The organism is Rhodovulum sp. FJ3 (genome assembly GCF_032918305.1).
Taxonomy (GTDB): Bacteria; Pseudomonadota; Alphaproteobacteria; order Rhodobacterales; family Rhodobacteraceae; genus SAT37.
This window is the reverse complement of the sequence record NZ_JAWJUU010000005.1, coordinates 117,201-130,362: the sequence shown is the minus strand read 5'-3', so window position 1 is coordinate 130,362 and position 13,162 is coordinate 117,201. Positions and strand designations below refer to the sequence as shown.

Below are 13,162 nucleotides of genomic sequence, written 5' to 3'. Positions count from 1 at the left end.
TCACGCGGGGGTGGCGATGATCCGTCCCCGCGGGCTGAACCCCTGAACGGGCGCGGTGTCGCGTGCATGGGTCAGGGTGGTGTCCTGCGGGGTGACCGTGCCGACGTCATGGCCCATCGCCATCTGCACCCCAAGGGCCGCGAAATTCACCCCCGCGTGCATCGCCGCATCCACCGTCGCCCAAAAACGCGGGTTACATTCGATAAACCGCAGCACCCCGTCGCGCGCATCGCGGCGCATGTCGAAATGGGCGACCCCGCTGAACCCCGTCTGCGCGACCAGATGGCGGGCCATGTCATAGGCGTCGGGATCGTCAAAGAACCGTAGGCGGTGTTGACCGTCCCATGCCTGAACCGCGTGGGCAATGATGCGGCCACGGTCGGCAAGGATGCTGATGTCGATGTCTTTGCCGGGCAGGTATTCTTGGATCAGGAACGGCACCTGAACGGCGGGCCATTGGGCAAGGGCGGCGGCCATCTCTTCGCGGTTGGACACGCAATGGATGCCGATCCCGCCCCCGATCGCCAAGGGTTTCATCACCGCCGGAAAGGGCACGGCGTTCAGGGCAGGATCGTCCAGCGATTGGATCAACATGCCCCCCGGACTGGGCAGGTCCAGATCGCCCAGCAACCGATGAAACGACCATTTGTTGTCCAGCGTGTCGATCAGATCGGGCGTGGCCGTGGCGAACCCCGCGCACATCGAATGCAGCGCGCCGCCCGCATTGGACAACATCCGCGTTGCCCGCATATCCGTCGGCACCAGAACCGCCCCGCCAAGGTTTGCCGCGTGTTCCTGAACGGCGTTCATTGCCTCGTGTTCAGACTGGGCAAAGACGTTACGGGGCAGGGCACGCGCATGTGGTGGGCAGAGGTCCGCGTCCATCCGGTTCAGGGTCTGGGGTGTCGACACAATGGAATACGGCACATCGGCCGCGCGCAGGCATTTCGCCACCGACATCAGGATATTGCCCTGAACCCCAAATAAAACCGCAGCCATCGAATGCCCCTAACTAAAGTCTAGGGGATACTATCAGAAGTCTTTCGCCCAAAAATGAGAAAGAGGCGACAGTTTTCACCGCATTCGTTGTGTCCGCCCGCGCCAAGGCTATAGTGGCGGTAAATCAAGGGTGACCATCATGCCCCACGACCACCACCACCATCATCACATTGATGCCTCGACCGGCGACCGGCGGGTTGTTTGGGCCATTGCCGTGAACATGCTGTTGACCGTGGCCCAGATTGTGGGCGGGGTTTTGTCGGGCTCACTGGCGCTGATCGCGGATGCGATCCACAATTTTTCCGACGCTGTGTCCCTGATCATCGCGTTCTTTGCCCGCCGGATTGCGCGTCGCCCGATGGATGACCGGATGACGTTCGGCTATGGCCGCGCCGAGATCGTGGCGGCGATGATCAACTATACGACCCTGTTTGTGGTGGCGTTTTACCTGATTGCCGAGGCGGTGATGCGTCTGCTTGACCCCCCGCCGGTTCAGGGATGGACGGTGGTGATCCTTGCCGGTGTGGCGTTGATCATCGACGCGGTGACGGCGGCGCTGACCTATGCGATGTCCAAGGACAGCCTGAACATCCGCGCCGCGTTTGTGCATAATCTGGCGGATGCGCTGGGCAGTGTGGCGGTGATTGTGGCAGGGACGCTGATCCTGTTGTTCGACTGGCGCTGGGTCGATCCGGTGATCACGCTGATGATTGCGGGGTACATCCTGTGGCACGCGTGGTCGGATGTGGGGCCGGTGGTGCGGATTTTGATGCTGGGCAGCCCGCCCGACCTGTGCCGCACCCGTATTGGGGATGCGGTGCGCGACATTGACGGTGTGGTCGACATCCATCACGCGCATCTGTGGCAGATGGATGAACGCAAGAACGCCTATCAGGCCCATGTGGTCATCCAAGAGGGCGCAGAGGGCGGCGCGATCACGGCAGAGATCAAAACACGGCTGGCGACGGATTTCGACCTGACCCACGTGACATTGGAAATCGAAACCGCGCAAACCGGATGCGCCGACCGTGCGGCCTGTGCGCCCTAGGGCAAATCGGCCTCGGGCGTGATTGGGAAAAACACCCCGTCCGACCACAGGCCCAACCACGGCGCGCCGTCATGCTCGGCCATCACGGCGAGATCGATCAGGCGATAGAAACTCTTGCGGTCGATCCGTGCCTCTAGGTTCGCGCGGATGGTGACATAGGGGGCCGGTTCGTCGGTCGTCTGGTCAATCTCAACGCGAATCGGATGATCGGCTCCGGCGGTCGCCGCATCGGCCACATTGGTGAAAAAGGTGATCTTTTGGGCATCGCCCTCGCCCGTCACCTCAAAGTCTTGGGCGATAAACGGCGCATCTTCGACGGTGATGCCCACTTTTTCGACCGGCGTGACCAGAAAAAAACTGTCATCATCCTTGCGTAGGATGGAGGCGAACAACCGCACCAAACCCTGTCGTCCTATGGGTGTACCGAGGTAAAACCATGTCCCGTCGCGCGCAATCCGGATGTCTAAATCCCCGCAAAACGGCGGGTTCCACAGATGCACCGGTGGCGGGCCTTTTTTGCCAGCGGCGCGCGCGGCCTCGGCTAGATTGTCGACGGTGGGTTTCACGATCATTTGTGCCATAGTTCTTTTTGCCATTTGTGCGCAGAGGCATAGATGTCTTTAATGGCAGCATATAGTTTTGAATTGGAGTTTGTCATGACCGACGATGCCACCTTGGTTGCCGACATTGAAACCCTTGGCGCGCGCCTGACCGAAGCCAAGGCCAGCATCACCAAGCGGTTCATCGGCCAACCCCGCGTTGTGGACCTGACGCTGTCGGCGTTGTTGTGCGGCGGACACGGGTTGCTGATCGGTCTGCCGGGGCTGGGCAAAACGCGGCTGGTCAGCACGGTCTCGACGGTGATGGGCCTGAATTCCTCGCGTATCCAGTTCACGCCGGATTTGATGCCCGCCGATATTCTGGGCTCGGAAATTCTTGAAACCGCAACGGACGGGTCGCGCAACTTCCGGTTCGTCAAAGGTCCGATCTTTTGTCAGCTGCTGATGGCGGATGAGATCAACCGCGCAAGTCCGCGAACGCAATCGGCCCTGTTACAGGCGATGCAGGAAAAGTCGGTGACCATCGCGGGCCATGCGCATGAACTGTCCCCGCCGTTCCACGTTCTGGCCACGCAAAACCCGCTGGAACAAGAGGGCACCTATCCCTTGCCCGAGGCTCAGTTGGACCGTTTTCTGGTGCAGATCGACGTGCCTTATCCCGACCGCAAGACCGAACATGACATCCTGATCGCGACCACCGGCATTGCCGAGGATGAGGCGCATGAGGTGTTCTCTGCCGCCGAGTTGATCAAGGCGCAGGAAACCATCCGCCGTATGCCCGTTGGTGAAACCGTTGTGGCCGCTATCTTGGATCTGGTGCGCGCCTGTCGTCCCGGTGACGCGGATGCGCCCGCCGTGGTGCGCGAGAACGTCGCTTGGGGTCCGGGGCCGCGTGCGGCGCAGGCGCTGATGCTGACCGTGCGGGCCGAGGCGTTGCTGCAGGGCCGTTTGGTGCCCAGCATCGATGATGTGGCCGCGATGGCCGGTCCGGTTCTGAAACACCGTATGGCGCTGGGCTTTGCCGCGCGGGCGCGGGGCGAGAACTTGGATGACATCATCGCAGCCGTGACCGAACAAACCTGTCGCGGGGTTTCGGCGGCGTGAGTTCGCCCGCCCATCTCCGCGCGCAGGCCCAGACGCTTGCCGGACCGCTACCGCCGCTTTTGGCCGAGGCCGAGCATTTGGCGGCGACGATCCTGTTGGGCGAACACGGGCGGCGGCGCGCGGGCACGGGCGACGAGTTCTGGCAATACCGCCCCGCCACCATCGGGGATGAGGCCCGCAATATCGATTGGCGCAGGTCCGCGCGGACGGACACGCCATTCGTGCGGGAAAAGGAATGGCAATCGGCCCAAAGCGTGATCCTGTGGGTCGATGATGCCCAGTCCATGGAGTTTTCGGGCGACGGATCGCACGGCACGAAATCCGAACGCGCGCGTCTGTTGGCGCTGGCCGTTGCGGTGTTGCTGATGCGCGGGGGCGAACGGGTCGGTCTCAGTGGGTTTGACCTGCCACCGCGTCACGGCAACATGCAACTGCTGCGTCTTGCCGAGGCGTTCAGTACCCCCGCTGCCGACACCGATTTCGGTGCGCCCGAGGCACGCGGCATGCTGCCCCAATCGCGCGCCTTATTCGTGTCCGATTTCATGGGTGACCTTGCCCCGGTCGAGGCCGCATTGGCCAAGGCCGCAGATCGCGGTGTGCGCGGCGCGCTGCTTCAGGTGCTGGACCCACAGGAAGAGGCGTTTCCCTTTGACGGGCGCACGATTTTCCAGAGCATGGCCGGCGCGATCAAGTTCGAGACCAATCAGGCCGCCGATCTGCGCAGCCGCTATATCGACCGTCTGAACGACCGCCGCGCGCGTCTGCGCGATCTGGCCCGCCACGCGGGGTGGCATTACACCTGTCACCACACGGGTGAGAGCGCACAGTCGGCCCTGATGTGGCTGTTTGGCGCGCTGGAAAGGGGGCGGTGATGCTGACGCTGGGCGCGATCGGGTTTACATCGCCGTTGCTGTTGCTGGGCCTGTTGGGGTTGCCGGTTCTGTGGCTGATCCTGCGGGCAACGCCGCCCGCGCCGGTGCGTCGCCGGTTTCCGGGCGTGGTTTTGTTGCTGGGCCTGACGGATGACACGACGCAGACGGATAAAACGCCGTGGTGGTTGCTGCTCCTGCGAATGCTGGCGCTGGCCGCTGCGATCATCGGGTTTGCCGGTCCGGTTCTGAACCCCGCCGCGCGGGTGGACGGGGCGGGACCGTTGTTGATCCTTGCCGATGGCACATGGGCCGAGGCCCGCGATTGGACGCGCCGTACAGACCGCATCGCGGCCGAGGTAGAGGCCGCATCGCGCAGCGGTCGCCCCGTGGCCGTGGTTCTGGCGACCGATCTGCCCGCCGATGGGGTGCAATTCCAGACGGGTGATGCGGTGTTGCCACGTGTGTCAGGCCTGCGCCCGCGTCCCTATGTGGGCGGGGATCAGGTGGTGGACTGGGCCGCCGGATTGGAGGGCGATTTCGATACGCTGTGGCTGTCGTCCGGTGTCGATACGCCCTATCGCGCGGATCTGTTGGACATCCTGTCGGCCCGTGGTCAGGTCACCGTGTTTGAAGGCGGCAGCGCGGTTTACGCCCTGCGCCCCGCGCGGTTTGAGGGCGGTCAGGTCCGGCTGTCCGCCGTGCGCAACCAGACGGGTGTGCGCGACGAAATCACCGTTGGCGCCGTGGGCCCGGACCCGAACGGGGTGGAACGCGTTTTGCTGTCCGTTCCCGCCGTGTTTGAGGCCGCTCAAGATGTGGTCGAGATCGAATTGGACGTTCCGCCCGAGCTGCGCAATCGTATCACGCGGTTCGAAATCGACGGTCAGCGCACCGCCGGGGCCGTCACCCTGACCGATGATCGCCTGAAACGGCGCAAGGTCGCCCTGATCGCGGGGCGCGGCGCGGATGAGGGGTTGGAACTGCTCTCGCCCCTACACTATTTGAACCGCGCGTTGGAGTTGACGGCGGATCTGGTGCCCGGTGCGCTTTTGGATGTGCTGCAGGCCAATCCCGATGTGATCATTCTGGCCGATGTGGCGACCTTTGCGGCGGCGGAACGGGACGCGCTGGAGGCGTGGGTCGATGGCGGCGGGATGCTGGTGCGGTTCGCGGGGCCACGGATGGCGGCGGCGGAATTGCTGGACGGCGATCCGTTGCTGCCCGTGCGGTTGCGCTCTGGCGGGCGGTCGGTCGGTGGCGCGATGAGCTGGGGTGAGCCCAAGACCCTGCGCCCGTTTGAGGCCGAGACGCCCTTTGCCGGTCTGCCCGTCCCCGAAGAGGTCGAAATCACGTCCCAAGTCCTTGCCGAACCCGGTCCCGATCTGGCCGAGCGGACCATCGCCGCCCTAAGCGACGGCACGCCATTGGTCACCCGCGCGGAACTGGGCGCGGGGCAGGTGTTGCTGTTCCATGTGACGGCCAACACGGAATGGTCGTCCCTGCCTTTGTCGGGTCTGTTCGTGCAAATGCTGGACCGGCTGGCGATTTCCGCCAATGCCACGCGGCCCGAGCGCGCCGATCTGGCGGGCACAACATGGGTTGCGCAGGATATTCTGGACGGGTTCGGCGATCTGCAACCCGCCGGCACCATGGGCGGGATCGAGGGTGAGGTTCTGGCGACCGCCCGCGCCTCCGCCGAGGTGCCGCCGGGATTGTACGCGGGCGATGACCGGCGTTTGGCGGTGAACGTGGTTGAAGAGGGCGATCTGTTGGTTCCGACCGCATGGCCCGCCTCGGTGCCCGTCACGGGCCTGAGCGTTCAGCCCGAGCGCGGCTTGTTGGGCCTGTTCCTGAGCATCGCGGTGATCGCCTTGGCGTTGGACGCGCTGGCTTCGCTCTGGGTAGGGGGGCGTCTGCGTGGGGCGCGGGTGATGCCGGTGATTGTGGCGGGTTTGATCGCATTGACCCCGATGGCGGATCGCGCGGTGGCCCAGACGTTGGACGATAAGGTTCTGTTGGCCACGTCCGAGGTGGTTCTGGCCCATGTCCTGACCGGTGATAGGACCGTAGATAATGTGGCCAACGCGGGTCTGTCCGGCCTGTCGCGGCGCTTGACCCAACGCACGTCGATTGAACCGGTCGATCCTGTTGGCGTGGACCTCGAAACCGACGAAATCTCGGTCTATCCGTTCCTCTATTGGCCGATCACGCTGGACCAACCGACGCCCTCGGCCAATGCCTATGCGAAACTGAACCGGTATCTGCGCAGTGGCGGCATGATCCTTTTTGACACCCGTGATGGCGCGGTCGCCGGTGCGGGCGGCACCACGCGTGAGGGGCGCCGGTTGCAAGAGCTCGCGCGGCCGCTGGACATTCCACCGCTGGAGCCGATCCCGACCGATCACGTGCTGACGCGGACGTTTTACTTGTTGCAGGACTTTCCGGGTCGTCACGCGGGCCGCGCCCCATGGGTTGAGGCCGCGCCGGAGGACGCCGAACAGGTCGATGGCCTGCCGTTCCGAAACCTCAACGACGGCGTGACGCCGGTGGTCATCGGCGGCAACGATTGGGCGTCTGCTTGGGCGGTGGATCGCGATGGCGTGCCCCTGTTTCCGGTCGGTCGCGGCTATGCCGGTGAGCGTCAGCGCGAAACCGCGATCCGGTTCGGCATCAACCTGATCATGCATGTGCTGACGGGCAATTATAAATCGGATCAGGTGCATGTGCCTGCTCTGCTGGACAGGTTGGGACAATGACGGGCGGTATTCTGTTTGATCCCTATGTGCCCCTTGGCGTGCTGATCGCGCTGGCCGTGGTGATGGCTGTGGTTCTGGGCGTGTCGGTGTGGCGGCGGCTGTTGGGCTGGCCCCTGCGCGCGGTGGCGGCGGTGTGTTTGCTGGCCGCGCTGGCCAACCCGTCGTTTCAGCGGGAACAGCGCGATGGCCTGACCGATATCGTCATCGCGGTTGTGGATGAGAGCTCTAGCCAGACCCTATCGGATCGCGCCGCACAGACTGATGCCGCCCTGACCCGCGTGCGCGCAGAAATCGCCGCCATGGACCGGACCGAACTGCGCGTCGTTCGCGTTCCCGATGGCGCGGATAACAGCGGCACCGCCCTGTTGGCCGCCATGGCGGAGGCGGTCGCGCAGGAACCCGCCGCACGTCTGGCCGGTGCGATCCTGATCACCGACGGACAGGTGCACGACATCGACCGCGCCCCCGTGATCGACGCGCCGACACATGTGTTGCTGACCGGTCGGGACACGGATTGGGACCGCCGGTTGTTCATTCAGGACACGCCCGCGTTCGCCATTCTGGACGAGGAAACCACCATCACCCTGCGGGTTGAGGATCAAGGCGCCTTGCCCGCCGATTTGTCCCCGAACGCGCGCCTGTCCATCGCGATTGATGGCGCGGCGGCACAGACGTTCAACGTGCCCGTGGGGCGTGAGATCGAGATCCCGCTGACCGTGACGCACGCGGGCATCAATGTGGTGCAGATCGCGATTGACGCCCAAGAGGGGGAACTGACCGACCGCAACAACGCCGCCGCCCTGCGCATCAATGGCGTGCGGGATCGTCTGCGCGTGTTGTTGGTGTCGGGCGAACCGCACCCGGGCGAACGGACGTGGCGCAACCTGCTCAAATCCGACAGCGCGGTTGATCTTGTCCATTTCACCATTCTACGCCCGCCGGAAAAGCAGGACGGCGTGCCGGTCAGCGAACTGTCCCTAATCGCCTTTCCGACGCGTGAGCTGTTCCTTGAAAAGATCGAGGAATTCGATCTGATCATCTTTGACCGCTACAAACGGCGGGGGATTTTACCCTCGGTCTATCTGGATAACGTGCGCCAGTATGTTGAAAACGGTGGTGCCGTTCTGATTGCGGCCGGTCCCGATTTCGCCAGTGCCGATAGCCTGTTCCGTTCCCCGCTGTCGGAAATCCTGCCCGCCGCGCCGACGTCGCGGGTGATTGAGGACCCGTATCTGCCCGCCATTACCGACACCGGCGCGCGCCACCCTGTGACCGCGGGGATGCAGGACGATTGGCTGCGCCAAAACGGGGATGAACCGTGGGGCCGTTGGGTGCGTCAGGTGGAACTGGACGCCGGTGCCGGTGACGTGGTGATGAGCGGCCACAGCGACAGCCCCCTGTTGGTTCTGAACCGCGAGGGGGAGGGGCGCGTCGCCCTGCTGGGGTCCGATCACGCGTGGCTGTGGAGCCGCGGGTTTGAGGGCGGTGGTCCGCAACTGGACCTGCTGCGGCGGTTGGCCCATTGGATGATGAAGGAACCCGAACTGGAAGAAGAGGCGCTGACCGCCATTTCAGACGGGCGCGACATCGAAATCACGCGCCGCACCTTGGCCCAAGGGGCGCGCGACGTGACCCTGACGACGCCCTCGGGTGAGGTGGTGATCGTGCCCTTGACCGAGGAGGCGGCGGGACGGTTCACCGCCCAGATCGAGGACGCCGAAATCGGTCTTTACCGCATCCGCGACGCCGATCTGGAAACGGTTGTTGCGGTTGGTCCGGCGGCCCCGAAAGAGTTCGAAAACACCATCGCCAGCACCGAGATTCTGGAACCTGTTATGGCACAGGCGCGGGGCGGCTCCCTGCGTCTAGAGGACGGGATGCCCGACATCCGACAGGTGCGAGAGGGGCGCGTGGCATCTGGACGCGGATGGATCGGGATCACGCCGCGACAGGCGTTTGTGACCACCGATGTGATGCTGTTCCCGTTGGCACCGGCGTGGCTGATGCTGATGCTGGTGGCGGCGATGACCCTGTGGGGATGGCTGCGCGAGGGACGCCGTTAACGCGGCACGTCGACCGGATAGGTCACATCGGACCAACCATCCACATTGTCGCGCGGACGGATTTGAATGCGGGTCACGCCCTCGGGGATGGTGATGGTCGTGCTGCGGGTAAAGGGCTGTTCGTTGACGTGCGGATGGACCAGTTCGCGAAACCCGATTTCTGTCCCGTCCATGTCCAGAACGGCCCAGCCATCCGCGTAATGATCCCAACCCGTATCGGGGTGGGACAGGGTGACGTTGATCCGCCAGCTATCGCCGCTGGACGACAGGGTGACGTGTTCAACAACCGGCGCATCGGCAAATGCGGGCAGGGCGGCGAAACAGGCGATCAGGGCAACAGGTCTAAACATGCGCCCATCATACCGCGCTTTTCAGCCGGATGAGATCACGGTTTCGTTTGGCCCATCAAGGCGCGACGGGATTCGGATGCGAATTCACGCCGCCACAGGACCAGAACGGTGGCCAGCGTCGCAACGATCAACGGCACCGCCCCAAGCAGCCACGGCAAGCCGCCAAGGGCAAAGTACAGCGACCGCATCCCGCGATTGAAACTGCGCGCGGCGGTGATGTTCAGACCGGCGGCTTGATCTGCCCGTTCGATCGCGCGTGGGTCGCTGGTGTCATTGGGAACGGCGGCCATCAGAACCGCGCAGTAACCAAACAACCGGTGCGACCAGACGAATTTCAGAAACGCGTTGGTGACCAGCAGCAGGACCGCCAAAATCTTGACCTCCCACACGACGGCGGGCGCGGTGTTCAGGGTCAGATCCTTGGCAATCCCCAGCAGACGCTCGGTATTCCCGATCAAGGCCAATCCGCCCCCGATGGCCAGCATCGAGGCCGAGGCGAAAAACGTCGTCCCCTGACGCAGCGTGGACAGGATTGAGGCGTCGAAAATCCTTGGCTGACGCGTGATCAGCTCGCGCATCCATTCGTGGCGGAACTGTTTCATCAGGGTCGACACGGATGGGCGCGACGGCGGGGCCTTTTCAATCGCGACCCCGATCAACAGCCACGACAGCCCCCAAAGCAGGACAGCGCCCAAATCCATCGGGCCAAAATGCGAAAGACGATCCAGAATTTCCATGGGCGCACACTATGCCGCGTGCAGGAAACTTGCCATACGGAAAAATTGGTTATAATAGGTTACCAATTAAACGCAGGAGCCCGCCATGCAGATGCCAGCCCCCGATCAGATGGTCATAGGCCGCAAGGACCGGATCGTCGCCCGCTTGCAAGAGGTCTTGCCGCGCGATGCGGTGATCCACGATGTCATGGAAACGCGGGCCTATGAATGCGATGCGCTGACCGCGTATAAATGCCCGCCGCTGTGTGCGGTTCTGCCCGAAACGACGGAGCAGGTCGCGGCGGTGTTACGGATCTGTCATCAGGAAAACGTGCCGGTCGTGCCGCGCGGGGCGGGGACGTCTCTGGCCGGTGGGGCCTTGCCGACGGCGGATAGCGTGATCTTGGGCGTGGCGCGGATGAACGATGTTCTGGAAACCGATTACGACAACCGGTTTGTGCGCGTTCAAACAGGCCGCACGAACCTGAGTGTCACCGGCGCGGTCGAGACGGACGGGTTTTTCTATGCGCCCGATCCGTCGTCGCAGTTGGCCTGTGCGATCGCGGGCAATATCGCGATGAACTCGGGCGGGGCGCATTGCCTGAAATACGGGGTGACGACGAACAACCTGCTTGGCGTGCGGATGGTTCTGATGGATGGCACGATTGTCGATCTGGGCGGCGCGCATATGGATGCGGGCGGGATCGACCTCTTGGGGGTGGTCTGCGGGTCCGAAGGACAGTTGGGCGTCGTGACCGAGGCGACGTTGCGCATCCTGCCCAAACCTGAGGGCGCGCTGCCGGTTCTGATCGGATACGATAGCAATGAGGTCGCCGGCCAATGCGTCAGCGACATCATTCAGGCCGGTGTCCTGCCCGTCGCGATCGAATTCATGGACCGCCCCTGTATCGAGGCGACCGAGACATTCGCCAAGGCGGGCTATCCCATGTGCGAGGCCTTGTTGATCGTCGAGGTCGAGGGGTCGCCTGATGAGATCGCGCATCAACTGGACCTGATTTCCGAGATCGCCAACCGTCACAACCCCGTCGAGATCCGTCAGGCCGCCGATGCCGATCAGGCCGCGCGCATCTGGTTGGGGCGGAAATCGGCGTTCGGCGCGATGGGGCAGATCAACGATTACATGTGTCTGGACGGCACGATCCCCGTGTCGCAACTGCCCTATGTGTTGCGCCGGATCGGAGAGATGAGCGCCGAGTACGGCCTTGGCGTCGGCAACGTGTTTCACGCGGGGGATGGCAACATGCATCCCCTGATCCTGTTCAATGCGAACAAGCCCGGCGATCTGGAGAAATGCGAGGCCTTTGGCGCCGACATCCTGCGCCTCTGTGTCGAGGTTGGCGGATGCCTGACCGGCGAACACGGCGTGGGCGTGGAAAAGCGCGACCTGATGACCGCGCAATTCGACCCCGAGGACATCGAGGCGCAGTTGCGGGTCAAGGACGTCTTCGACCCCAAATGGCTGTTGAACCCTGCCAAGGTGTTCCCGCTGCATTCGACCGAAACCCGCCGTACCGCGGGTTGAGCCGCCCCAGAACTGGACAAGATGATGAGCACGATAAAGACCGAGGCCGAACTGGCCCAATATGTGGCGGCGGCCACCGATCCGATCCGCGTGATTGGCGGGGGAACGCGTGGGATTGTTGGTATGGACGGCGCGCTGTCCGTCGCGGGGATAGCCGGCGTTGAACTCTATGAACCCGGCGCGCTGACCATCGTGGTCAAGGCGGGCACGCCTGTGGCCGAGGTCGAGGCGTTGTTGGCCAAGTCCGGCCAACGTCTACCGTTTGAGCCGATGGATCACCGCGTTCTGACGGGGCAGGGCGGCACGCCCACGGTTGGCGGTATGGTGGCGGCGAATGTCTCCGGTCCGCGCCGGTTTCAGGCCGGTGCCTGTCGCGACAGTTTGATCGGCGTGCGCTTTGTCGATGGTCGGGGTCAGGTGATCCGCAACGGCGGGCGCGTGATGAAAAACGTCACCGGCTATGATCTGGTCAAGCTGATGGCGGGCAGTTTCGGCACGCTGGGCATTCTGACCGAGGTCGCGTTCAAGGTCCTGCCGATGCCCGAAACCGGTGTGACCCTGATCCTGCGGGGATTGGACGATGTCACGGCGGTTGCGGCCTTGTCCCGCGCGCTGGGCTCTCCGTTTGAGGTGAACGGCGCGGCAAATGCGCCGGTGGGCATGGGCGGCGCGCCCGAGACCCTGTTGCGGCTAGAGGGGTTCGCCGGTTCGGTTGCTTATCGCACGGATAAGCTGTGCGCGCTGTTGGCCGACTTTGGCACGGTCGAGGTGGTCGACGATACTGCGGCCCACGACCGCATTTGGGCGTGGGTGCGTGATGTGCGCGGGCTGTCTGAGGGCGGCGATGATATCTGGCGCGTGTCGGTCAAACCCTCGGACGGTCCGGCGGTTGCGGCGGCGGCGCGCCCGAACGGGGCGCTATATGATTGGGGTGGCGGTCTGGTCTGGCTGCGCGTGGCACCGGGCACGGATGTGCGCGCCCGTATAAGCGGGATCGCGGGGCACGCGACCATCGTGCGGGCATCTGCCGAGACGCGCACGCAACTGGGCATGTTCAATCCCGAACCCGCGCCCGTGGCCGCCCTGACCCGTGGCGTGCGACAGCAATTTGACCCCAAGGGTCTCTTTAACCCCGGTTTGATGGGATAAGG

The 13,162-nt window shown here is 63.9% G+C and carries 11 protein-coding genes; 7 read left to right on the top strand and 4 right to left on the bottom strand.

Annotated features, from left to right (window positions below; translation table 11 throughout):
• A complete protein-coding gene (locus R1W00_RS14565; RefSeq protein WP_317263492.1) occupies positions 1-999 on the bottom strand; it encodes an ATP-grasp domain-containing protein in 999 nt (332 codons plus the stop codon).
• Between the two features lie 139 nt (positions 1,000-1,138).
• Between R1W00_RS14565 and R1W00_RS14560 the strand changes: the two genes are divergently transcribed.
• Positions 1,139-2,047 (top strand): cation diffusion facilitator family transporter, encoded by a 909-nt coding sequence (locus R1W00_RS14560; RefSeq protein WP_317263491.1) that lies wholly within the window; start codon positions 1,139-1,141, stop codon positions 2,045-2,047.
• On the opposite strand, the gene R1W00_RS14555 is transcribed toward R1W00_RS14560, so the two are convergent.
• Entirely contained in the window at positions 2,044-2,628 is a 585-nt protein-coding gene (locus R1W00_RS14555; protein ID WP_410901562.1) for a DUF1285 domain-containing protein, read from the bottom strand. The two genes, R1W00_RS14560 and R1W00_RS14555, sit on opposite strands and share 4 nt — an antisense overlap.
• 75 nt (positions 2,629-2,703) lie before the next feature.
• On the opposite strand from R1W00_RS14555, the gene R1W00_RS14550 reads away from it, so the two are divergent.
• The 4 genes from R1W00_RS14550 to R1W00_RS14535 are packed head-to-tail and all read left to right on the top strand — an operon-like array spanning position 2,704 to position 9,402.
• Positions 2,704-3,711, top strand: a complete 1,008-nt coding sequence (locus tag R1W00_RS14550) for a MoxR family ATPase (protein ID WP_317263490.1) — start codon at positions 2,704-2,706, stop codon at positions 3,709-3,711.
• Positions 3,708-4,583: a DUF58 domain-containing protein gene (locus R1W00_RS14545; protein WP_317263489.1), complete on the top strand. Its 876-nt coding sequence runs from the start codon at positions 3,708-3,710 to the stop codon at positions 4,581-4,583. Before R1W00_RS14550 ends, R1W00_RS14545 begins: the two co-directional genes overlap by 4 nt.
• Positions 4,583-7,339 (top strand): DUF4159 domain-containing protein, encoded by a 2,757-nt coding sequence (locus tag R1W00_RS14540; RefSeq protein ID WP_317263488.1) that lies wholly within the window; start codon positions 4,583-4,585, stop codon positions 7,337-7,339. Before R1W00_RS14545 ends, R1W00_RS14540 begins: the two co-directional genes overlap by 1 nt.
• A complete protein-coding gene (locus R1W00_RS14535; protein ID WP_317263487.1) occupies positions 7,336-9,402 on the top strand; it encodes a hypothetical protein in 2,067 nt (688 codons plus the stop codon). The genes R1W00_RS14540 and R1W00_RS14535 overlap by 4 nt, the downstream gene beginning before the upstream one ends.
• Here R1W00_RS14535 and R1W00_RS14530 read toward each other — a convergent pair.
• Together R1W00_RS14530 and R1W00_RS14525 are read right to left on the bottom strand one after the other, a co-directional pair.
• Positions 9,399-9,752, bottom strand: a complete 354-nt coding sequence (locus R1W00_RS14530; protein WP_317263486.1) for a hypothetical protein — start codon at positions 9,750-9,752, stop codon at positions 9,399-9,401. The two genes, R1W00_RS14535 and R1W00_RS14530, sit on opposite strands and share 4 nt — an antisense overlap.
• Positions 9,753-9,787: 35 nt before the next feature.
• Positions 9,788-10,489, bottom strand: a complete 702-nt coding sequence (locus R1W00_RS14525; RefSeq protein WP_317263485.1) for a DUF599 domain-containing protein — start codon at positions 10,487-10,489, stop codon at positions 9,788-9,790.
• A gap of 85 nt (positions 10,490-10,574) precedes the next feature.
• Here R1W00_RS14525 and R1W00_RS14520 point away from each other — a divergent pair, with 85 nt between their 5' ends.
• Entirely contained in the window at positions 10,575-12,011 is a 1,437-nt protein-coding gene (locus R1W00_RS14520) for an FAD-linked oxidase C-terminal domain-containing protein (RefSeq protein ID WP_317263484.1), read from the top strand.
• A 24-nt stretch (positions 12,012-12,035) separates the two neighbouring features.
• Complete coding sequence (locus R1W00_RS14515; RefSeq protein WP_317263483.1) at positions 12,036-13,160, top strand: FAD-binding protein; 1,125 nt, start codon at positions 12,036-12,038, stop codon at positions 13,158-13,160.
• The last annotated feature ends 2 nt before the right edge of the window (positions 13,161-13,162 follow it).